The organism is Pseudomonas proteolytica, from assembly GCF_007858275.1.
Taxonomy (GTDB): Bacteria; Pseudomonadota; Gammaproteobacteria; order Pseudomonadales; family Pseudomonadaceae; genus Aquipseudomonas; species Aquipseudomonas proteolytica.
Genome location: NZ_VFEV01000001.1, coordinates 92,554 through 114,876 on the forward strand (window position 1 = coordinate 92,554; position 22,323 = coordinate 114,876).

Below are 22,323 nucleotides of genomic sequence, written 5' to 3' on the forward strand. Positions count from 1 at the left end.
CGAGCACATCCTCGAAATACGGTCAACCTGTGGGGGCGGGCTTGCTCGCGATGGCGTCCCAACCAGCAACATAACCCTCCTTCATGAAATCAATAAACGCCCGCACCTTGAGCGGCAAATGCCGCGTGTCCGGATACAGCGCATACACCCCTTGGGGTACGAAGCGATGATCCGGCAACAGGTGTACCAATCGCCCGGTGTCCAGATCCTCCTGTATCAGCCACTGCGGCAGGATTGCCACGCCATGGCCGCGCACGGCAAATGCCTGGAGCACGGCGGCACTGTCAACCATAAGCGCACTGGGGCCGGAGCGATATTGATGCTCGCGACCAGCCGGGTCGATCACACTCAACTCGTTCAATCGGCCGTGCCCCAGCTTGGGCAGTTGTTCAAGTTCATCCAGCGTATGGGCGCTACCAAAACTAGGCGCCGCGACGGCGAATATCGGGTACGTGGATAACTGCACCGCACGATGATTGGAATCCAGCAAGCGCCCGAGCCGAATCGCCACGTCAAAGCGTTCGGAGATCAGATCGGCATGGGTGGAGGATGTGGATAAGTGGACATTCAGATCCGGGTGCAAACGGCCAAAGGCCTCCACCGCAGGGACGACCACGGCCAGCGCATATTCCACGGTGGTGGTGATGCGCAGGGTGCCCTTGAGCTGGGTATGCTCCGAACGCGCCTCTTCCACCGCCAACTGCGCTTCTTCGAGCATGCGTGTACAGCGCAGGTAGAACCGCTCGCCGGCATCGGTCAACGCCAATTGCCGGGTGTTGCGCGTCAGCAGGGTGACACCGAGTTCAGCCTCCAGGCGCTTGAGATTAAAGCTGACCACGGCGCGGGTCTGCCCCAGTCTATCGGCCGCGGCAGTCAGCGAGCCGGCCTCCACCACCGTCTTGAACGTCTCGAAACGATCCAGGCTGACCATGGGCCACGCCTCCACTTGTCAAAATATTTTTGACAAACTAACAGTCAAACCAGCGTTCCCCAAGTATCCGCAGCACTCTACCCTGCCGGGATTGAATGCAGGAACGCCCCAATGACCTACCGCTCGAAAATCGCCTGGATCTTTTTACTGGGTTTCGCCCTCGATCTGGTGAACATGTTTGTCGCCACCGTCGCCTACCCGGATATCGCCCACGAACTGCAGGCTTCGGTCACGCAATTGGCGTGGGTCAGCAATGCCTACCTGCTCGGCCTGACCGTGATCATTCCCTTCAGTGTATGGCTGGCGGCAATGCTCGGAGAACGACGTTTGATTGCCGCCAGCCTGCTGCTGTTCGCGGGCGCTTCAGTGATGGTTGGTCAGGCCGGCTCGATTGAGGCGCTGATCGGTTGGCGTTTGCTGCAAGGTTTGGGCGGTGGCCTGCTGATCCCGGTGGGGCAGGCCCTGGCTTATCGACACTTTCCAGCCGCAGAACGCAGCCAACTCACCGCCCGGGTGATGTCCGTGGCCCTGCTGGTGCCGGCGCTGTCCCCGGCGCTGGGTGGGTGGCTGGTCGATAGCCTGTCCTGGCGCTGGATCTTCCACGCCAATTTGCCGCTGGCGTTAATCATCCTGCTGCTGGCGTGGCTGTGGATAAAACCGGACGCGCCTGCAACTGCGCGCCCCTCCCTGGAGATGGGCAACCTGTTCAAACAGATCGGCAACCCGATGCTGCGCATCGCGATGCTGATCTACTTGTGCGTCCCCGGTGTGTTTATCGGCACCAGCCTGATCGCCATCCTCTACCTGCGCGGCCTGGGCTATGACGCCGCGCACACCGGCGCGCTGATGCTGCCCTGGGCGCTGGCATCGGCGCTGGCCATCTTCCTCAGCAAGACCTTATTCAACCGCTACGGCCCCAAGCCCTTGCTGCTGGTGGGCATGGGGCTGCAATGCAGCGGTATTGTGTTGCTCAACGAGCCTTCCCTGATCATTCTCGCCTACGGCCTGATGGGCCTGGGCGGCAGCCTGTGCAGCAGCACCGCGCAGACCCTGGCCTTTCTCGATATCCGCGCCCCGCGCATGGGCCACGCCAGCGCGCTGTGGAATATCAATCGGCAGCTGAGCTTTTGCCTCGGTGCAGCGGCACTCAGCGCCGTGCTATCAGCCTCGGATTCCTTCACCATGACCTTCTTGATCGCGGCAGCCCTGACACTACTGCCGCTTTTGGCAGTGCTGAGCCTGGATACCTCCAGGGTTCGCGCACTGCTTCACCCAGCCAGCGAGCCTCAATGATGATTGATTACAGCGACTTTTTTGAAGAAGTGATCCAGACCCACATCGAGATCGAGCAATGGTTTGCCGGCGTCGCGCCGGATGGCACCTTGCAAAACCTGCTGGCGCGCTTCTCCCCGGAGTTCAGCATGATCGCCCCCGCCACCGGCGCACGGGTCAACACAGCCGGGGTCAACGCCCTGTTCACCCGCCTGGGCGGCATGCGTCCTGGGTTGAAAATCACCTTGAGCGAACTGACCGGCATTGACCGACATGCACGGGGCGCCACGGTTACCTACCGTGAACACCAGATCGATGACAGCGGCACCCAAACGGACCGCCGCGCCACCGTGGTGTTCGAGAAACAGGCAAGCGGCGCGTTGCTGTGGCGGCATTTGCATGAGACCTATATCCAGGGCCAATAACTCTCCCCTGTAGGAGCCGGCTTGCCGGCGAAAATCGTCAACGCTAACGCGGAGCACCATGCTCCCCGCGTTGCTCTCAGGTTCTTCGCCGGCAAGCCGGCTCCTACAGTAAACCGCGAACCGATAGGCGATGTGCCTGATGCCCTTTGTTTAGTTTTGAGCCTGGTTGACAATCACGGTGCAGGTAATCCCCGCCGCCAACAACACGCCCTCCGGCACTTCATCGATATGGATCCGCACGGGCACGCGCTGGGCCAAACGCACCCAGTTGAAGGTCGGGTTCACATCGGCAATCAGTTCGCGGCTCTCGGGGTTGTCGCGGTCGTAGATGCCGCGGGAGATGCTTTCTACGTGGCCCTTTAACGTCTCGCCGCTCATCAGTTGCATATCGGCTTTGTCGCCGACTTTGACGTGGGGCAGCTTGGTTTCTTCGAAGAAGCCATACACCCAGAACGAGTGCATATCGACCACGGCCATCTTGGCTTCGCCTATGCGTGCGTAGTCGCCGCGATGCACGTTGAGGTTGGTGACGTAACCATCCACCGCAGCCAGCACTTGCGTGCGTTTCAAATTCAACTCCGCCGCTTCCAACTGCGCCAGCGCGTGTTGGTAATCAGCCAGAGCGGAATCAGCAATGTTGCTCGCGTCGTCGCGGTTTTCCTTGGAGATCACCAGTGCATCAAGGTCCGCACGGCGATGGGCGTTGACCTTGCGCATTTCCCAGGTGGCCTTGCGTGAGGCCACCAATGATTGCGCCTGCTTGACCGCGATGCGGTAGTGCTCGGGGTCGATCTGCATCAGCAGGTCGCCCTTTTTCACCAACTGGTTATCCCGCACCGGCACATCGACCACTTCGCCGGTGACGTCGGCGGCGACGTTGATGATATCGGCGCGTACCCGACCATCGCGGGTCCACGGGGTTTGCATGTAATGCACCCACAACGTACGGCCAATCCAGATCGCCAGGGCCAGCACCAGCAGGGTTGCGAGCAGGCTGAAAAACTTTTTCATCGGGGGCATTCTCAACGGTAGACGGTCAGCGCCATGGCGCCGAAAAGACAGGTGAACAGGCTCAGGCGCAGCAACGCCGGGTGCCAGAAAAAACGGTACAGGTCAAAGCCGGCCAGGAAGCGATCCAGGGCCCAGGCCAGTCCCGCGGCGATAAAAAACATCAGGGTCATGGTCGGCATGTAGATGCCATGGAAGGCGATTTCACGCGGCATGAACGGTTCCTTCAAGCTTGAGAGCAGCCAGGGGCGATTGCGGGTCCAGCAGGGACGTGCGGATAAAGTGCAGGTAGCTTTTGACCCGGCGCAGGGCCGAGGTATCGAAGTGCGGGGCGAAGGGTTCGTCGGTGGCCTGCACACGGCTGATGGCGTGGTCCACCGCAATCAAGGCGCGCTCAAGATTGCTCTGGCTCGGTTGCAGGAACAGCCGCACCAGCGAACGCCCCATCACCCGGATCGCCTGGCGCCACGATTGGGACTCGGCATACGCCGGATGCACCGGCAGGATCGCCTGCTCTTTGCGCAATTCAATAATGGCGTGACCGACTTCCAGCACCACGAACATCCAGCGCAACAGGTTGCGTTGCACCTGCGGCTGGCCGGCGGCCAGGCCATAGGCCTGGTGCAGCAGGTCACGGGTGCGGCTTTCAAACCCCGAGGCCAGGCCCTTGAGCTTGCCGCTGATGGCATACACCACTTGCTCGCGCAGGTCGCGCTCCAGGCGGCGCCACAGCCAGGGGCTGTTGGGCGGCAGGATGATCGCCCCCGCCGCTGCGCACACCAGCATGCCGATGATCATGGCGATGTAGTCGTTGATAAAGGTGTAGGGGTTGTAGATCGTCAGGTTATCCGGCACCGAACCGGTGCTGAAGAAAATCAGCAGGCCCAGGCCGACCCCAGCGTATTGCGGGCGCGAGGACAGGAACGCGCCGAGCACGATCACCGGGGCGAGCATCACACAGAGCAAAGGGAACCCGTCGATCCAGGGAAACACGAAGAACATCTCGACGAACCCCACCAGGGCGCCGATCAAGGTGCCACAGGCCATTTGAAACGCCATGCGCTTGGGGTTCGGCGTGGCAGCCGACAGGCCAACGGTGGCCGCCGCGATCAGGGTCATGGTGGCGCCACTGGGCCAGGCGGTGGCCACCCAGTAACTGCCCAGCACCACCAGAATGAACGACGCGCGAATCCCCGACGCGGCGCAGGCCAGCCAGTTGGTTTTCGGCGTGTAGGCCTCATCCCAGTGCTCACGCGCGTGGCTGTGTTCGGCCAGGGAGGCGTGGGTCTGCGCGTAGTTGTGCAGGTCGTCGACAAAGCGGTACAGCAGCTCATAAGCGGTGTGGAAATCCAACTGCTCGGCATCGCTGGGGCTGCTCTGCTGGAACTGCGCCCGCAGGCTGCGGACCTTGGCGGGCAGGCTCTCTTTATAGGCCGTCAGTTGGCTGACCAGGCGCGTGGCATCGGGGCTGGTCAGGGCGCGCCCGCTGAAGCCATCGAGCAACTCGGCCAAGTCCTGCAGGCCGGGTTTGATCGCGGCCACCACATGGTCGGCAGCATCGCTGCGCAGGCGTTCAAGCAACTGGTGCAGGGCGTTGAAGCGCGTGGTGATGCCCATGAATTCGCTGTTCAAGCGGCTGAGCCGGCCATTGCGCCGACGCATATGCGGGTCTTCGAACACGGTGACACTGCGCAGCCCTTCAAGGCCCACGGCTTCGGCGATAAAGCGCACGTTGCTGCTTTCAAAACCTTCGCGCTGGCTGCGGCCACGCAGGCCGTCGGTAACGAACAGGGCGAAGGTGCCGAAACGCTGGTACAAGGCGTTGCGCATGGCCGCGCTGCTGGTCTGCGGGAGGATCGCGGCGCTGACCAGGGTCGCGCAGAGAATCCCCAGGGAGATTTCCAGCACCCGCCACACCGCCGCCATAAAGGCGCCGTCCGGGTGGGCCAGCGCCGGCAGGCCCACCATCGCCGCCGTGTAGCCCGCCAGTACAAAACCATAGGCGCGGAAGTTGCGGTTGCGCGTGGCACCGGCCGTGCACACGCCCACCCAGATAGCTAGCGCGCCCAAAAACAACTCGGTGTTCTGCGCAAACAGCGCGATCAACAACACCATCACCGCCGACCCCGCCAGGGTGCCGAGGAAGCGGTAGAAGCTCTTGGCAAACACCTGGCCGCTTTGCGGTTGCATCACGATAAACACGGTGATCATCGCGGTACGCGGTTGCGGCAGCTCCAGGCGCATGGCCAGCCACAGGGTGAGGAACGCGGCGATCAGCACTTTGAAGATGTAGACCCAGGTTACGCCGTCACTGCGCGCCCAGTCGAAGAAGCCACGGCGCCATTCCAGGGAATGCAGCCAACGCAGCGGTGCAGGCAAGGGAGTCATGGGAAACCTGATCAGTGATCGAATACGGCCAACGCCGCCGGGGTCTTGCTCGCGAGGGTGGTGCCTGCTGCCGGCGCATCGTTGCCCGCGCCCAGGCCGCCGCCCAGGGCAGTGACCAGTTCGGCATGGGCACTCAGGCGCGCGGCCTGGACCTGCTGCTGGACCTGTTGCTGGCGAAACAGCAAGGTCTGGGCATTGAGTACGTTGAGGTAATCGGTCAGGCCGCGCTGGTAGGCGATCATCGCGATGTCATAGGTTTTCTGCGCCGAGGCCACCGATTCAGCGGCGAAGGTCTGCTGCTTGGCCATGGACTCACGGCGGATCAGTTGGTCGCTGATGCCCTTGAGCGCATTGACCAGGGTCTGGTTGTAGCGGGCCACGGCAATGTCGTAGCCGGCGCTGGCTTCGCCCAATTGCGCGCGCAGGCGGCCACCGTCGAAGATCGGCAGGGTGATCGCCGGGCCGACGCTGTAGTTGAGCTTCTTGCCGGTGAGGAATTCCAGCATGCCGCCACCGGTAGCGACGTAGCCGAGGCTGCCCACCAGGTCGACATTGGGGTAGAAACCGGCGTGGGCCACGTCGATGCCCCGGGCCTGGGCTGCCACTTGCCAGCGGCTGGCGACCACATCCGGACGCTGGCCGAGCAGTTGCGCGGGCAGTGCCGATGGCAATTTCAGGGGCGCAGCGAGGGCCAGGGTCGGCCGTTGCAAGGTTGCACCCTCCCCCGGACCCTTGCCGGCCAAGGCCGCCAGTTGGTTGCGGATCAGGGCGATTTCTTCGTCGAGGGCGTCCAGTTGCCGATGGGTTTCGGGCAATGGGGTCTGGGCCTGGCTGACTTCAAAGTGGGTGCCGATGCCGCCATCCAGGCGCTTTTTCGCCAGGTCGAGGATCTGCTGTTGCTGGGCCAGGGTCGCGGCGACGATATCGCGCTGGGCGTAATGCAGCGACAGTTGGATGTAGGCGCGTACCACGTTGTTCTGCAGCTCCAACTGGGCCTGGCGCGCCTGGGCGACGCTCATATGGGCCAGGTCGAGCGCGCGCTCAGTGGCGTTGCGCTCACGCCCCCACAGGTCGAGGGCGTAGCTCAGGCCCAGGGCGGCGTTGTTGTCCCAGGTCGTGGAGTTGTCCAGTTTTCCAGGGCCGTAGAACTGATCGCTCGGCCAGTTGTGGCGCTTGAGCGTGGCATCCCCGTTGATCTGCACAGCCTCGGCAGACTCGGCCAGCCCAGCCATGGCCCGCGCTTCACGTACCCGGGCGGCGGCTTCGGCCATGCTTGGGCTGCCTTGAACGGCGAGGTCGACCCAAGCATTGAGTTGCGGATCGCCGTAGGCTTGCCACCACTGGGTGGTCGGCCAACGGGCATCTCGGGCGGCGCTCTGGATTGCGTCGTCGGTGGCCAGGTTATTGGCGGCGAGGCTCTTGCCTTGGGGGGCAATTCCACCGGTTCCGATGCAGCCGCTGATTGCTAACGATAAAGCCCAAACACTGAGAGTCTTCAGCTCTCTGCTGATGCGACGCGGCACTGCTGCGAATTCCTGAGGTGGTGTTGCGGGGACGGTGCGGCAATTCTAGGGGGCGCGAGGAATGGCGATAAGGTGGGATTCCTGTGAATCTTTGTTACCGTTCAGGCGATAATCCATTGGTCGGGGTCACTCGCCCCCGTAACTTCGTGTCACAATTTGCCATCTCCCTTGAGAGCACCCCATGGACACTTTGCAAAACATGCGCGCCTTCAGTTGTGTCGCCGAAGCCGGCAGCTTCACCGCCGCCGCGGTGCAACTGGACACCACTACAGCCAACGTCTCGCGCGCGGTCTCCAATCTGGAGGCCCATCTGCAAACCCGCTTGCTCAACCGCACTACCCGCCGCATCGCCCTGACCGAGGCCGGCAAGCGCTATTTATTGCGTTGCGAGCAAATCCTGGCCTATGTCGAGGAAGCCGAAGCCGAGGCCAGCGACGCCCATGCGCGCCCCGCCGGGCAGCTCAAAGTGCATACCATGACCGGCATCGGCCAGCATTTCGTGATCGATGCGATTGCCCGCTACCGCCGCACCCACCCCGATGTGACCTTCGACCTGACCCTGGCCAACCGCGTGCCGGACCTGCTCGACGAGGGCTACGACGTGTCCATCGTGCTCGCCAGCGAGTTGCCGGATTCGGGGTTTGTGTCCCAGCGCCTGGGGATCACCTACAGCATCGTCTGTGCCTCGCCGGCCTACGTCAAAGCCAACGGCTGCGCGCAGCGGCCCAGTGATTTGCTCAACCATGCGTGCCTGCGCCTGGTCAGCCCGGTGATCCAATTGGACAAATGGGTGTTCAACGGCCCCGATGGCCAGGAAAGCGTGAGCATCAACAGTTCGCCATTTTTGGTGAACTCCGCCGACGCGATGAAGACCGCGATCATCAGCGGCATGGGCGTTGGCCTGCTGCCGGTCTACGCGGCCATCGAAGGCCTGCGCAATGGCACCCTGGTGCGGATGATGCCGACTTATCGCTCCCAGGAACTGAACCTGTACGCCATCTACCCGTCGCGCCAGTACCTGGATGCGAAGATCAAGACCTGGGTGGAATACCTGCGTGGCTCACTGCCGGAGATCCTGGCGGCGCACCAGGCGGAACTGGCGGCGTATGAGTTAAGCGGTAGTTTGGGAGCGGTGCGCCTTACCACCTGATTTGGAACACGGCCCCCAAATATTGAAAGTCCCCTGTGGGAGCGGGCTTGCCCGCGATAGCGGTGTATCAGTGCCAGATGTAATGCCTGACACACCGCCATCGCGAGCAAGCCCGCTCCCACATTGGTGATGCGGTGTCCTGACAAGTGGGTGCAGGAATGTTAGCTTGCTTGGCATTCTTCCCTGTCGATGAGCCCCACTTGCGATGAAAAAGACTGTCCTCGCCTTCAGCCGTGTCACCCCCGAGATGATCGAACGCCTGCAACAGGATTTCGAGGTCATCGTCCCCAACCCCAAGCAAGGCGATATCAACGCGCAGTTCAATGAAGCGCTGCCCCACGCCCACGGTTTGATCGGGGTGGGCCGCAAGCTGGGCCGGGCGCAGCTCGAAGGTGCGGGCAAGCTTGAGGTGGTGTCCAGCGTCTCGGTGGGCTATGACAACTACGACGTGGACTACTTCAACGAACGCGGGATCATGCTCACCAATACCCCCGATGTGTTGACCGAAAGCACCGCCGACCTGGCCTTCGCCCTGTTGATGAGCAGCGCCCGCCGCGTGGCCGAACTGGATGCGTGGACCAAGGCCGGGCAGTGGAAGGCCAGCGTCGGCGCGCCGCTGTTCGGCTGTGATGTGCACGGCAAGACCCTGGGCATCGTCGGCATGGGCAATATCGGCGCAGCCATCGCCCGCCGTGGGCGCCTGGGCTTCAATATGCCGATCCTCTACAGCGGCAACAGCCGCAAGACCGCAGTGGAACAGGAACTGGGCGCGCAGTTTCGTAGCCTGGACCAGTTGCTGGCCGAGGCGGATTTTGTGTGCCTGGTGGTGCCGTTGAGTGAAAAGACCAAGCACCTGATCAGCCATCGCGAGTTGGGCCTGATGAAATCCAGTGCGATCCTGGTGAATATCTCCCGTGGCCCTGTGGTGGACGAGCCGGCACTGATCGAGGCCCTGCAAACCCAGCGCATTCGCGGCGCCGGGCTGGATGTGTATGAGCGCGAGCCCCTGGCGGAGTCGCCGCTGTTCCAACTGAGCAATGCCGTGACCTTGCCGCATATCGGTTCGGCCACCCATGAAACCCGCGAAGCCATGGCCAACCGTGCCCTGGATAACCTGCGCAGCGCCCTGTTGGGCCAACGCCCGCAGGATCTGGTGAATCCGCAAGTCTGGAAAGGCTAAGACACAACCCACTGTAGGAGCGAGCTTGCTCGCGAAAAACATTAACGATAACGCGTCTATCCTGAATAAACGCGGCGCCCTCGGTTTTTTCGCGAGCAAGCTCGCTCCTACAGTTTTTTGGGCCAGCGTCGATAACCTGCCATAGAAGATTGTTATCGCTGATCCACAGAAGGTTTTTATGTCCACCACCAAAGCCCGCGCAGATTCACTCTCGCTTCTGCTCTTTACCTTGCGCAGCGGCAAGCTGATGGCCATCAACCTGCTGAAAGTCAGCGAAATCATTGCCTGCCCGCCGCTCACCAAGCTGCCGGAGTCCCATCCACACGTCAAAGGCATCGCGACCCTGCGTGGCGCTGCCCTGTCGGTGATCGACCTCAGCCGGGCACTGGGCGAAATGCCCCTGAAAGACCCCGACGGCGGCTGCCTGATTGTTACCGATGTCAGCCGGTCCAAGCAGGGCCTGCACGTGCAGGCGGTGAGCCGGATCGTGCATTGCCTGACCACTGACATCCGCCCGCCACCCTTTGGCTCCGGCGGTACGCGCTCGTTTATCACCGGCGTGACCCAGGTGGACGGCGTGCTGGTGCAAGTGCTGGACATCGAAAAAGTCATCCACGCCATTGCCCCCGCGCAAATCGAAGTCGCGCCCACCGACCTGACCATGGAAGAAGCCGAAGTGCTCGGCAATGCGCGCATCCTGGTGGTGGACGACAGCCAGGTGGCCCTGCAGCAATCGGTGCACACCCTGCGCAACCTCGGCCTGACCTGCCACACCGCACGCAGTGCCAAGGAAGCCATCGATGTGCTGCTGGAGCTGCAAGGCAGCGCCGGGCAGATCAATGTGGTGGTGTCTGACATCGAAATGTCGGAAATGGACGGTTACGCCCTCACCCGTACCCTGCGTGAAACCCCGGACTTCCAGGACCTCTACGTGCTGCTGCACACCTCCCTGGACAGCGCGATGAACAGCGAAAAAGCGCGCTTGGCCGGGGCCGACTCGGTGCTGACCAAGTTCTCCTCGCCCGAGCTGACCAAATGCCTGGTGGTCGCGGCCCAGACCGTGGCGCAAAAAGGCCTGTAAGTGACAGCGTATTACCAACTGCTGCGCCGCGACCTCACCAAGAGCCTGCCCGCGCCGCAGTGGCCAGCCGACACCCGTCTGGACCATTACCGCCTTGAGCTCGCCCCGGCGATCCATGCGGTGTTACGCATGACCCAGGCCCAGGGCGGCGGCCACGTGCCCAACCTGAAGACCTGGCAGCAGCAATTCATCACCGATGCGGAATTTGACCCCACGCTGTGCCTGGTGGCGAGTAATGCCGACGGTATTCTTGGCGTGGCCCAATGTTGGACCAGTGCGTTTATCAAGCATCTGTGCATCCACCCTTGCGCCCAGGGCCAGGGACTGGGGCGCGCCTTGCTGCTACATAGCTTCCAGGTGTTCAAGCAGCGCGGCGAACCCTATGTGGACCTCAAGGTGCTGGAAAGCAATCAGCGCGCACGCCAACTGTATGAGAGCGCCGGCATGGTCTTGGTGCTGCGTGACGTGGTCAGCGAAGACTGAGCGGCACTGGCGCATAACTTGCTTCCAGAGTCTGCGAGCGGCGGATAGAGGTAAAAACCCGTCACCGCTCAAGAGAGCCCTCTGACCTGGCCTGGTAGCAGATCCTCCATGAATACCCATTTTTCCTGCGTCGGTTGCGGCAAATGCTGCACCGACCATCATGTCCCCCTGACCCTCGACGAAGCCCGCCAGTGGGCGGCAGATGGCGGCAATGTCATCGTGCTGGTGGAAGGCTTCCTGGGCAATGGCCTGGGCCTGCCTCTGCAACAGCGCGAGCATGCCGAACGGCGTTCAGTGGTGGTGCCCAGCGGCAATACCCAGGCGTTCGTGGCAATCACCTTTGCCGCCTACAACGCCGGGCGCTGCCGGAATCTTGACGAAGACAACCGTTGCGGCATCTATGAGCGCAGGCCGCTGGTCTGTCGCATCTACCCGATGGAGATCAACCCGCATATCCCGCTGAACCCGGCCGCCAAAGATTGCCCGCCGCAATCCTGGGAACAAGGCCCGGCGCTGATCGTCGGCGGTGAACTGATGGACCAGGAACTGGCCGACCTGATCCGCCGCTCGCGCCAGGCCGACCGTGACGATGTGCAGACCAAGGAGGCGGTGTGCGCCCTGCTGGGGATTCGGACCACGGCGCTCAAGGGCGATGGGTTTACCGCATACCTGCCGGACATGGGCGCCTTTGCCCAGGCCATTGAATTGGCCGCGACCCAGCCAGCTGGGGCCAATGAATGGGTGTTCCATGTCTCCGGGATGGACATTGCCGAGCAGTTGCTGGACGCCGGGGCGCAGATTGCCACCGAAGTGCCGGCCAACTACGCGTTCATCTCCCTGCGCGCTGCCTGAGGGCCGTCAGAGGCGTAAGCCTGTCGCTGTGTCGGGCACGCTTGTAGTGGCCAGCGGGCTTGCTGTGGCGAGCGGGCTTGCCCCGCGCTGGGCTGCGTAGCAGCCCCACCCCAGGCACCGCAGTTGTTTCAGACATACCGAGCCAGCAGGTTTTGGGGCGGCTTCGCCACCCAGCGCGGGACAAGCCCGCTCGCCACAGGGAGGGCGGCGGCAGGTTAGCGGCGTTTGCCCCAGAACTCTTCTGCCAAACGCCGCAGGTCTTCCGCTAGCGCGGCGACGTCGCCCGAGCTGAGCTGGCTCTGTTGGCCGGCGCTGACGGTCGCCTCGCCCGCATTGCGGATGCCGACGATATTGCGATTGATGTCCTCGCTCACCGCGCTCTGTTCTTCCACCGCCGCCGCAATCTGCACACTCATGGCCGTGATCTGGTTGACCCGCTGGCTGATGCCATCCAGGGCCGACGCGGCGCGCTGGGCATGGTCGACGCTGACTTCGACATGCTGGCTGCTTTGCTCCATGGCCATCACCGCATCACGGGCGCCGCCCTGCAAGGTGCTGATCATGCGTTGGATTTCATTGGTGGATTGCTGGGTACGTTGCGCCAGGCCGCGCACTTCGTCGGCCACCACCGCAAAGCCACGGCCCTGCTCGCCAGCCCGCGCCGCCTCGATGGCCGCGTTGAGGGCCAGCAGGTTGGTCTGTTCGGCAATCGCCCGGATCACTTCCAGTACGCTGGAGATATCCCCGCTGTGGCTTTCCAGTTGATGGATCACGGTGGTGGCCCTGGCCAGTTCCTGGGACAGGCGCAGCACCGCATCGCGGCTTTCGTCCACGCGCAGATGGCCTTCACGGGTCTCGCTGCCGGCCAGGTCTGCCGCTTTCGAGGCTTGTTGGGCGTGGCTGGCAACTTGCGCCACGCTGGCCGCCATCTGCTGGATGGCGGTCGCCACCTGGTCGGTCTGGCTCTGCTGGCCCAGGGTGCTGGTGTGGCTGCTGTCCAGTTGCTGGACCAGGGCGGCGGCGTGCCCGGATAAACGCTGCGACGCATCGCCAATCCGGCCAACCACCGCGCCCGCCTGGGCTTCGAGCATTTGCATGGCAAATTCGATTTGCCCCAGCTCGTCCGCGCGCCCGGTGTAGATCGCCTGGCTGACGGGGTTGTCGGCAATCTGCCGCGCCCGCTCGCTCAATTGCCTCAGGGGCCGCAACAACAGATTGATGCCCAGCACGCCAACCGCGCCCACTGCCGCCAGGCCCAGCACTTGCAACGCCCATGAATAACTGGCCAGCCCGGCCCCCACGCCCCAGGTCAGCGCGCACGTCGCCCCAGTGACCAGCGACAACTTCATCGGCATCTCCAGCACCGGCCGCATGCGCCGGGAGCCTGCGCGCAAACGCACATAGGCGCGCTCTGCCGCTCTCACTCGGCGTGCGTCGGGCTTGGTGCGCACCGACTGGTATTCCACCGTCGCCCCGTCGCGGGTGACCGGCGAGGCATAGGCGCTGACCCAGTAGTGATCACCGTTCTTGCAGCGATTCTTCACCATGCCCATCCACGAGCGACCACTTTTGAGGGTCTGCCACATATGGGCAAACGCCGCCGACGGCATGTCGGGATGGCGTAGCAGATTATGTGGCGCGCCCAGCAGTTCCTCACGGCTGTAGCCACTGATGTCGATAAAGTCCTGGTTGGCGTAGGTAATCGAACTACCTAGGTCAGTGGTCGAGAGGATGTTGGCGTCTTGGGCAATGTCCACACTTCGACCCGTGACCGGGAGATTGATCTTCATGGAAAGCGCGCTCGGGGTTGTTGAGGGAGTCGGCAGGGGCACCGACTCTAAGCGCACCGGTTGAGCAAATACTGATCCAGCTCATGTTCCACGCATTTAGTTACCCGCTACCCCCGTCAACGATCCGGGAGGGTCGCCGACCACGGCCACGCACTCGATCGCCACCCGTGCGCCGCGCGGCAGCCGGCGCACGGCCAGCACACTGCGGGCGGGCAGCCGGCCTTGGGCGAAGTAGCCCAGGTACACGTCGTTGACCAGCTTCAGGTCCTCCAGCTCGACCAGCATCAAGGTGCACTTGACCACGCGGTCCAGCGACGACTCATGACGCACCAATAGTTCGTGCAGCGTATTCATCAGCTGTTTCATCTGCGCGCCCGTACCGCCCTTCACCAGATTGAGGTTGGCATCCACCCCGGCAATGCTGGAGGTGTACAGCGTATTACCGACCCGCACGGCCTCGGAAAACGGCAGCTTCGGGTCAGCGGGGTAAAACTGCGGCTCGAGCGGGTCCTGAGCATTGGCGGCGTCGTGTGCCTCCTGTGGATAACCCTGGAGAATGCGCTGGTACTCGCCGCTCTGCCTGAGCTGCTCCAGTGCGCGGTTCAGCTCACTGCGCAACTCGGGGTCGGACTTGCGCACGCCGATGGCCACGGCAGTGCCCATCTGCTGGCCGGCCACCGGCGGGCCGACGAAGTCAAAAGCCCGGCCCTGTTCGGTATCGAGCAACTCCTGGCGGATTTCTGCGGTGCCTTGCAGCGTCGCGTCGATATCGCCGGCGACCAGGCTGCGGATCAACTGGTCGTTAAGCCAGAAGCTCTTGATGATCACCCCGGCCGGCGCCCATTGCGCCAGGGCGAAGGCTTCACGGTTACTGCCGGCCAGCACCCCGACGCGCTTGCCCTTGAGCGCACGCACGGTCGGCAGCAGCCCGGAGTACTTGCGGGCCACCAGGTGGGTGGTGAGGGGATAGAGGTCGTCGGTGAAGTCGATCAGTTGCCGACGCTGGGGGGTGGATGCCATGCCCATGATCGCATCGAAACGCCGGCGCTCCAGGGCATCAATGCTGTGGGAAAATACCTGGTCGACCCAGGTGCAGCGCACATCGAGCTGGGCACACAGGGCATTGCCCAGTTCGATGTTCAAACCCACCAGTCGCCCTTGGGCATTGCGGCTTTCATAGGGCGGAAACTGCGGGGAGATCGCGAAGCGGATCTCGCTGCGCGGCGCAGTGCCGGCCACCGCCCCCATAAAAAAGCCGCCCGACAGCAGCAGCCCAACGGTTAACACGAAGATCTTTGCCAAAGCCATGCAGACATCCCTTTCCTGAAAGACCCACACCCTCAACCCAAACTGCTGCCAACCAGGCGCGGCGAAGGGGTATCAGGCAAGCTTTCAAGAAAAGGTCGTGGACCGACAAGACGAAAAGTCAGCAATGGCTGTAGGCACAACTGCCGTCAGCGTTTACCCATCGAGCGGCGGGTGCCTGGCGGCGCCATACCAGGGGTTTTGGTGTGGCCGTTCTTCGCGCCGTTTTTGTACCACGGCTGATTGCTGTCTTTCGCCCCGGCCAGTTCACCCGGTTTGAAGGGGAATTTGAAGGCCGGGATCACCGGCTTGGCCTCACTGTCGAGGCTGTCTGGATCAGCGAGTTCGGCGCTTTCAACAGGCGGTTGTGTCGGGCAATTCATGGAAGCTCCGGAGCGTGCAAAAAATGACGCGGGCCCGACTTGCGGGCCACGCTGGCGCGCAGTATACCTGCGCGCCCTGGTTCTTTAACCACTGCCCGTACGAATGGTCGACCTTTGCTGTCAGCGCTGTCAGTTAACGGTCACTTTGCTGACCGGGTTTGCCGGCTATAAAGAGCCTTCACTCTTCCCATTCTCTGTCCGGACGCCGCGAGCCCATGCACATTCAACGCAAAACCACCTTGATTGTGCTCGCCGTCGTGGCCCTGGCGGTCGTGGCCTGGGTCGCGACCCGGCCGGCCAAGACCAAGCTGTCCGCCTCCACTGCGATCCCGGTGCGGGTGGTCAGTGTCGCCCAGCAGGACATCCCGCGGTTTGTCAGCGGCATCGGCTCGGTGCTGTCGCTGCACAGTGTGGTGATTCGCCCGCAAGTCGACGGCATCCTCACCCGATTGCAGGTCAAGGAAGGGCAACTGGTCAAGGCCGGCGACCTGCTGGCGAGCATCGACGACCGGGCGATTCGCGCCAGCCTCGACCAGGCCAGGGCCCAGTTGGGCGAAAGCCAGGCGCAGTTGCAGGTGGCCCAGGTCAATCTCAAGCGCTACAAGGAGCTGAGCATCGACGACGGCGTGTCGAAGCAGACTTACGACCAGCAGCAAGCCCTGGTCAATCAGCTCAAGGCCACGGTCCAGGGCAACCAGGCGGCGATTGATGCGGCCCAGGTCCAGCTTTCCTACACGCAGATTCGCTCCCCCGTCAGCGGGCGCGTCGGGATTCGCAATGTGGATGAAGGCAACTTCCTGCGCACCAGCGACACCCAAGGCCTGTTCTCGGTGACGCAGATCGATCCGATTGCGGTGGAGTTTTCCCTGCCACAACAGATGCTGCCGACCCTGCAAGGCCTGATCGCCGCGCAACACCCGGCCAGTGTCGATGCGTTCCTGGGTGCCGACACCGAGAGCCCGGCCGCGATCCTGCTCGGCGAGGGCCGCCTGAGCCTGATCGATAATCAGATCAGCGCCACCACCGGCACCATCCGCGCCAAGGCCGAGTTCAGCAATGCCGCGCAAACGCTGTGGCCAGGGCAACTGGTCACGGTAAAGATCCAGACCGCCCTCGACAAGGCCGCCCTGGTGGTGCCACCGACCGTGGTTCAGCGCGGCATGGACTCGCACTTTGTGTACCGCCTCAATGGCGACAAAGTGGACGTGGTGCCCGTGCAGGTGACCTACCAGAACAGCGACCTGACGATTGTCACCGGCGTGCAGCCCGGTGATGTGCTGGTCAGCGACGGCCAGTCACGCCTCAAGGCCGGCGCCCAGGTGGAGGTGCTCAAGGAGCCGCCGCAAGTGATCCAGACCGCCCAAGCGCAGGCCCGGCCATGAAGGGCCGTGGCTCGGTATCGGCGTGGTGCGTCGACCATCCGGTCGCCACCCTGCTGTTGACCTTTGCCCTGGTGCTGCTGGGGTTGATCGCCTTCCCGCGCCTGCCGGTCGCGCCGCTGCCGGAGGCGGAGTTCCCGACGATCCAAGTCACCGCCCAACTGCCCGGCGCCAGCCCCGATACCATGGCGTCCTCGGTGGCAACGCCCTTGGAAGTGCAATTCAGCGCCATCCCCGGCATGACCCAGATGACGTCCAGCAGCGCCCTGGGTTCCAGCCTCCTGACCCTGCAATTCACCCTCGACAAGAGCATCGATACCGCCGCCCAGGAAGTCCAGGCAGCGATCAACACCGCGGCCGGCAAGTTGCCCAGCGATATGCCCAACCTGCCGACCTGGCGCAAGGTCAACCCGGCGGACAGCCCGGTGCTGATCCTCAGTATCAGCTCCAACAACATGCCCGGCACCGAACTGAGCGACTACGTGGAAACCCTGCTGGCCCGGCAGATCAGCCAGATCGACGGGGTCGGCCAGATCAGCATCACCGGCCAGCAACGCCCGGCGATCCGCGTGCAGGCCTCGCCGGACAAGCTCGCCGCCATCGGCCTGACCCTGGCCGACATCCGCCTGGTGCTCCAGCAATCGAGCCTGAACCTGGCCAAGGGCGCGCTGTATGGGCGCGACAGCGTGTCGACGCTGTCGACCAACGATCAACTGTTCCACCCCGAGGAATACGGCGACCTGATCGTTTCCTACAAGGATGGTGCGCCGGTGCAATTGCGCGATGTGGCGCGGGTGATCAATGGTTCGGAGAACGCCTACGTGCAGGCCTGGTCCGGCGATACGCCGGGGGTCAACCTGGTGATTTTCCGCCAGCCGGGGGCCAATATCGTCGACACCGTGGACCGCATCCAGGCCGAGTTGCCGCGCCTGCAGGCGATGCTGCCGGCGTCGGTGGACGTCAGCTCGTTGTCGGATCGCACCAAGACCATTCGCGCCTCGCTGCATGAAGTGGAAATCACCCTGTTGATCGCCGTGTTGCTGGTGGTGGCGGTGATGGCGCTGTTCCTGCGCCAATGGTCGGCAACCCTGATTGTTTCCAGCGTGCTGGGAGTATCGCTGGTGGCCACTTTTGCCTTGATGTACGTGATGGGCTTCAGCCTGAATAACCTGACCCTGGTGGCCATCGTCATCGCCGTGGGTTTTGTGGTGGACGATGCGATTGTGGTGGTGGAGAACATCCACCGCCACCTTGAGGCCGGCCTGGACAAGCGTGAAGCAGCAATCAAGGGCGCCGGCGAGATCGGGTTTACCGTGGTGTCCATCAGCTTCTCGCTGGTGGCGGCGTTTATCCCGCTGCTGTTCATGGGCGGCGTGGTCGGGCGCCTGTTCAAGGAATTTGCCCTGACGGCGACCTCGACCATCCTGATTTCGGTGGTGGTGTCCCTGACCCTGGCGCCGATGCTGGCCGGGCAGTTCATGCGCGCCCCCACCCACCATCCCCACGACAAGCCGGGCTTTGGCGAACGCCTGCTAGCCGGCTATGCGCGGAACCTGCGACGGGCACTGGCCCATCCGCGCACGATGCTCGCTGTCTTCACCGTGACCCTGGGCCTGGCGGTGGCCGGCTACGTGTTTATTCCCAAGGGGTTTTTCCCGGTACAAGACACCGGCTTTATCCTCGGCACCAGCGAGGCGGCGGCGGATGTGTCCTACCCGGATATGGTGGCCAAGCACCAGGCCCTGGCCGAGATCATCAAGGCTGACCCGGCGGTGGAAAACTTCTCTCATTCGGTGGGTGTCACCGGCAGCAACCAGACCATCGCCAACGGCCGCTTCTGGATTGCCTTGAAGGATCGGGGTGAGCGTGATGTGTCGGCCAGCCAGTTTATCGACCGCATCCGCGCCAAACTGGCCCAGGTGCCGGGGATCGTGCTGTACCTGCGCGCCGGCCAGGATATCAACCTCAGTTCCGGGCCCAGCCGCAGCCAGTACCAGTACGTGCTCAAGAGCAACGATGGCGCGACCCTGAACACCTGGACCCAGCGCCTGACCGAAAAACTGCGCGCCAACCCGGCCTTTCGCGATCTGTCCAACGACCTGCAACTGGGCGGCAGCATCACCCACATCAGCATCGACCGCCAGGCGGCCGCACGGTTTGGACTGACGGCCACCGATGTCGATCAGGCGCTGTACGATGCGTTTGGCCAACGCCAGGTCAATGAATTCCAGACCGAAACCAACCAATACCAAGTGGTGCTGGAGTTGGACAGCCAGCAACGGGGCAAGGCCGAGAGCCTGAATTATTTCTACCTGCGCTCGCCGCTCAGTGGCGAGATGGTGCCGTTGTCGGCGCTGGCCAAGGTCGACCCGCCGACGGTCGGGCCGTTGTCCATCAGCCATGACGGCATGTTCCCGGCGGCCAACCTGTCGTTCAACCTGGCACCGGGCGTGGCCCTGGGCGACGCGGTGATCATGCTCGACCAGGCGAAGAACGAAATCGGCATGCCGAGCACCATCATCGGTAACTTCCAGGGCGCGGCCCAGGCGTTCCAGAGTTCATTGGCCAGCCAGCCGTGGTTGATCCTCGCGGCGCTGGTGGCGGTCTATATCATCCTCGGCGTGCTGTATGAGAGCTTCGTGCACCCGCTGACGATCATCTCGACCTTGCCCTCGGCCGGCCTGGGCGCGCTGATCATGCTCTGGCTGCTGGGCCAGGACTTTTCCATCATGGCGTTGATCGGCCTGGTGCTGTTGATCGGCATCGTCAAGAAAAACGGCATCCTGATGATCGACTTTGCCCTGGAAGCCCAGCGCGTGCGTGGGCTGGCACCTGGCGAGGCGATTTACGAAGCCTGTATCACGCGGTTCCGGCCGATCATCATGACCACCCTCGCCGCCCTGCTGGGCGCGGTGCCGCTGATGCTCGGCACAGGCCCCGGCGCGGAGTTGCGCCAGCCCCTGGGGATCGCGGTGGTCGGCGGGTTGCTGGTGAGCCAGGCGCTGACGTTGTTCACCACGCCGGTCATATACTTGTACCTTGAGAAACTTTTCCACAGACCCAAACCGGCCCTCGGGTTGGCGACCACACATTGAGGCGGGGTCATGCGCGTCCTGATTATTGAAGACGAAGAAAAAACCGCCGACTACCTGCATCGCGGGCTGACGGAACAAGGCTACACCGTGGACGTGGCCCGCGACGGCATCGAGGGCCTGCACCTGGCCCTGGAAAGCGACTACGCGGTGATCGTGCTCGATGTGATGCTGCCCGGCCTCGACGGCTTTGGCGTGCTGCGCGCACTGCGGGCCCGCAAGCAGACGCCAGTGATCATGCTCACTGCCCGCGAGCGTGTGGAAGACCGCATTCGCGGCCTGCGCGAAGGCGCCGACGATTACCTGGGCAAGCCGTTTTCCTTCCTCGAACTGGTGGCACGCCTGCAAGCCCTGACCCGGCGCAGCGGTGGGCATGAGCCGGTACAGGTGAGCATCGCCGACCTGTGGATCGACCTGATCAGCCGCAAGGCCAGCCGCGCCGGCCAGCGCCTGGACCTGACCGCCAAGGAGTTCTCGCTGCTCAGCGTCCTGGCCCGGCGCCAGGGCGAAATCCTGTCGAAGACGGCGATTGCGGAAATGGTCTGGGACATCAATTTCGACAGCGATGCCAATGTGGTCGAAGTGGCAATCAAGCGCCTGCGGGCCAAGCTCGACGGGCCATTTGAGCACAAGCTGCTGCACACCATCCGCGGCATGGGCTATGTGCTGGAGAACCGCAGTGTCGAGTAACTCGATTGCCCTGCGCCTGAGCGGCATGTTCACCCTGGTGGCGCTGGTGATTTTCCTGCTGATCGGTGGCGCGTTGTACCAGCAGGTGGACCGTGGCCTGGGCTTGTTGCCGGGGGCCGAGTTGGATGCGCGCTACAGTGTGCTGGAGTCGTCGATCACGCGTTTCGGCACGCCGGATCATTGGGTGAAGATGGCCAGCAAACTCAAGCTGCTGGGGGAAGAGGACACGCGCATTCGTTTCTGGGTGGTAAGCAGTGACCCGACCTATGAGTACGGCAAACCCGACGCACGTATCCGCGAATTCGCCGCTGGCCCCACGGGCAAGCGTGATTTGTACCTGCCGGGCCACGCCTATCCGTTCAAGGTGCTGGTCAGTCAGTTCCCGGCCAAGGACCAGCGCCCGCCGCTGCGCTTTATGATCGCCATCGACACCGCCAACTTCCGCGCCACCCAGCACCATCTGCTGATGGCGTTGATCAGCCTGTCGTTTGTCGGCGTGGTACTGGCTTCGCTGCTGGGCTTCTGGGTCGCGCGCATCGGTCTCAAACCGTTGATCAAGCTGTCGGATGAGGCGCAAAAACTGGCACCGCCCAAACTGTCGGGGCGCTTGCAGTTGTCGCCGTTGCCGCCGGAGCTCAAGCAGTTCGTCAACTCCTTCAACTCGACCCTGGAGCGGGTGGAAACCGCCTACTCACGCCTGGAGTCCTTCAATGCCGACGTGGCCCACGAACTGCGCTCGCCACTGACCAACCTGATCGGCCAGACCCAGGTGGCGCTGACCCGTGGCCGCTCCGCCGAGCATTACTTCGAAGTGCTGCAATCGAACCTGGAAGAGTTGGAGCGCCTGCGCTCGATCATCAATGACATGCTGTTCCTGGCCAGCGCCGACCAGGGCAGCAAGGCCACCAAACTGATTGAGTGCTCCCTGGCCGATGAGGTGGCGACGACCCTCGAGTACCTGGACTTTATCCTCGAAGACGCCCAGGTGCGGGTCACCGTGGTCGGCGATGCCCAGGTCCAGATCGAAAAGGCTCATTTGCGCCGGGCGCTGATCAACCTGCTGAACAATGCCGTGCAGCACACCTCGCCGGGGCAGGAGATCCAGGTACGGATTGAAACGCAGGAGCAGCAGGTGCTAATTGGCGTGACCAACCCAGGGGAGCTGATCGCCCGCGAACATCTGCCGCGCTTGTTCGAGCGCTTCTACCGCGTCGACGCCTCGCGCAGTAACAGCGGAGCCAATCATGGGTTGGGGCTGGCCATCGTCAAGGCGATTGCCTTGATGCATGGCGGGGATGTGTTTGTGCGCAGCGAGCACGGTGGCAATACCTTTGGTATCACCCTGCCCATCTAATTTTTTTAAACCACTACACAATCAAAATGTGTGCGGG

The 22,323-nt window shown here is 63.0% G+C and carries 18 protein-coding genes and 2 pseudogenes; 11 read left to right on the forward strand and 9 right to left on the reverse strand.

The window, feature by feature from the left end; translation table 11 throughout:
• Nucleotides 1-22: 22 nt before the first annotated feature.
• Complete coding sequence (locus FIV38_RS00400; protein ID WP_092238171.1) at nt 23-931, reverse strand: LysR family transcriptional regulator; 909 nt, start codon at nt 929-931, stop codon at nt 23-25.
• A 111-nt stretch (nt 932-1,042) separates the two neighbouring features.
• Here FIV38_RS00400 and FIV38_RS00405 point away from each other — a divergent pair, with 111 nt between their 5' ends.
• Nucleotides 1,043-2,224, forward strand: a complete 1,182-nt coding sequence (locus FIV38_RS00405; RefSeq protein WP_092238173.1) for an MFS transporter — start codon at nt 1,043-1,045, stop codon at nt 2,222-2,224.
• Entirely contained in the window at nt 2,224-2,628 is a 405-nt protein-coding gene (locus tag FIV38_RS00410; protein WP_029297885.1) for a hypothetical protein, read from the forward strand. Before FIV38_RS00405 ends, FIV38_RS00410 begins: the two co-directional genes overlap by 1 nt.
• Before the next feature lie 150 nt (nt 2,629-2,778).
• On the opposite strand, the gene FIV38_RS00420 is transcribed toward FIV38_RS00410, so the two are convergent.
• Genes FIV38_RS00420 through FIV38_RS00435 form a run of 4 tightly spaced genes read right to left on the reverse strand, consistent with a single transcriptional unit; the run spans nt 2,779 to nt 7,547 of the window.
• Complete coding sequence (locus tag FIV38_RS00420; RefSeq protein ID WP_029297880.1) at nt 2,779-3,639, reverse strand: efflux RND transporter periplasmic adaptor subunit; 861 nt, start codon at nt 3,637-3,639, stop codon at nt 2,779-2,781.
• 11 nt (nt 3,640-3,650) lie between these two features.
• Nucleotides 3,651-3,851 carry a DUF1656 domain-containing protein gene (locus tag FIV38_RS00425; RefSeq protein ID WP_029297878.1) on the reverse strand — a complete coding sequence of 67 codons (201 nt, stop codon included), beginning with the start codon at nt 3,849-3,851 and terminating at the stop codon, nt 3,651-3,653.
• Nucleotides 3,841-6,024 carry an FUSC family protein gene (locus FIV38_RS00430; RefSeq protein WP_029297875.1) on the reverse strand — a complete coding sequence of 728 codons (2,184 nt, stop codon included), beginning with the start codon at nt 6,022-6,024 and terminating at the stop codon, nt 3,841-3,843. Before FIV38_RS00430 ends, FIV38_RS00425 begins: the two co-directional genes overlap by 11 nt.
• Nucleotides 6,025-6,035: 11 nt before the next feature.
• Nucleotides 6,036-7,547 carry an efflux transporter outer membrane subunit gene (locus tag FIV38_RS00435; protein WP_092238176.1) on the reverse strand — a complete coding sequence of 504 codons (1,512 nt, stop codon included), beginning with the start codon at nt 7,545-7,547 and terminating at the stop codon, nt 6,036-6,038.
• Nucleotides 7,548-7,728: 181 nt separating this feature from the next.
• Here FIV38_RS00435 and FIV38_RS00440 point away from each other — a divergent pair, with 181 nt between their 5' ends.
• From FIV38_RS00440 to FIV38_RS00465, 5 genes are all read left to right on the forward strand, one after another.
• Nucleotides 7,729-8,697 carry a LysR family transcriptional regulator gene (locus FIV38_RS00440; protein ID WP_029297870.1) on the forward strand — a complete coding sequence of 323 codons (969 nt, stop codon included), beginning with the start codon at nt 7,729-7,731 and terminating at the stop codon, nt 8,695-8,697.
• Nucleotides 8,698-8,902: 205 nt separating this feature from the next.
• Nucleotides 8,903-9,877, forward strand: a complete 975-nt coding sequence (locus FIV38_RS00450; RefSeq protein WP_092238182.1) for a 2-hydroxyacid dehydrogenase — start codon at nt 8,903-8,905, stop codon at nt 9,875-9,877.
• A 178-nt stretch (nt 9,878-10,055) separates the two neighbouring features.
• Nucleotides 10,056-10,958 (forward strand): chemotaxis protein CheV, encoded by a 903-nt coding sequence (locus tag FIV38_RS00455; RefSeq protein ID WP_070995629.1) that lies wholly within the window; start codon nt 10,056-10,058, stop codon nt 10,956-10,958.
• On the forward strand, nt 10,959-11,441 hold the full coding sequence (locus FIV38_RS00460; RefSeq protein WP_092238185.1) for a GNAT family N-acetyltransferase: 483 nt from the start codon (nt 10,959-10,961) through the stop codon (nt 11,439-11,441). It begins immediately after the preceding gene.
• 108 nt (nt 11,442-11,549) lie between these two features.
• The gene (locus FIV38_RS00465; RefSeq protein ID WP_029297861.1) at nt 11,550-12,293 is read left to right on the forward strand and encodes a YkgJ family cysteine cluster protein; all 744 of its coding nucleotides are present in this window, start codon (nt 11,550-11,552) and stop codon (nt 12,291-12,293) included.
• 215 nt (nt 12,294-12,508) lie between these two features.
• Here the strand turns inward: FIV38_RS00465 and FIV38_RS30810 are convergent.
• The 4 genes and pseudogenes from FIV38_RS30810 to FIV38_RS00480 form a co-directional block, all read right to left on the reverse strand.
• Nucleotides 12,509-13,501, reverse strand: a pseudogene (locus FIV38_RS30810) (methyl-accepting chemotaxis protein); the annotation flags it as partial.
• 300 nt (nt 13,502-13,801) lie between these two features.
• Nucleotides 13,802-14,083 (reverse strand): annotated as a pseudogene (locus tag FIV38_RS30815) (PAS domain-containing protein); the annotation flags it as partial.
• A gap of 96 nt (nt 14,084-14,179) precedes the next feature.
• Nucleotides 14,180-15,391: a transporter substrate-binding domain-containing protein gene (locus FIV38_RS00475; RefSeq protein ID WP_167362651.1), complete on the reverse strand. Its 1,212-nt coding sequence runs from the start codon at nt 15,389-15,391 to the stop codon at nt 14,180-14,182.
• 146 nt (nt 15,392-15,537) lie between these two features.
• The gene (locus FIV38_RS00480; protein ID WP_029297855.1) at nt 15,538-15,771 is read right to left on the reverse strand and encodes a hypothetical protein; all 234 of its coding nucleotides are present in this window, start codon (nt 15,769-15,771) and stop codon (nt 15,538-15,540) included.
• A gap of 215 nt (nt 15,772-15,986) precedes the next feature.
• On the opposite strand from FIV38_RS00480, the gene FIV38_RS00485 reads away from it, so the two are divergent.
• From FIV38_RS00485 to FIV38_RS00500, 4 genes are read left to right on the forward strand one after another with little or no spacing between them, the layout of a single operon-like run.
• Nucleotides 15,987-17,153: an efflux RND transporter periplasmic adaptor subunit gene (locus FIV38_RS00485; RefSeq protein ID WP_070994081.1), complete on the forward strand. Its 1,167-nt coding sequence runs from the start codon at nt 15,987-15,989 to the stop codon at nt 17,151-17,153.
• Entirely contained in the window at nt 17,150-20,245 is a 3,096-nt protein-coding gene (locus FIV38_RS00490; RefSeq protein WP_092238198.1) for a multidrug efflux RND transporter permease subunit, read from the forward strand. Before FIV38_RS00485 ends, FIV38_RS00490 begins: the two co-directional genes overlap by 4 nt.
• 9 nt (nt 20,246-20,254) lie before the next feature.
• Nucleotides 20,255-20,932, forward strand: coding sequence for a heavy metal response regulator transcription factor (locus FIV38_RS00495; RefSeq protein WP_029297848.1), 678 nt, complete (start codon nt 20,255-20,257; stop codon nt 20,930-20,932).
• Nucleotides 20,922-22,286, forward strand: a complete 1,365-nt coding sequence (locus tag FIV38_RS00500; protein ID WP_092238202.1) for a heavy metal sensor histidine kinase — start codon at nt 20,922-20,924, stop codon at nt 22,284-22,286. Before FIV38_RS00495 ends, FIV38_RS00500 begins: the two co-directional genes overlap by 11 nt.
• The last annotated feature ends 37 nt before the right edge of the window (nt 22,287-22,323 follow it).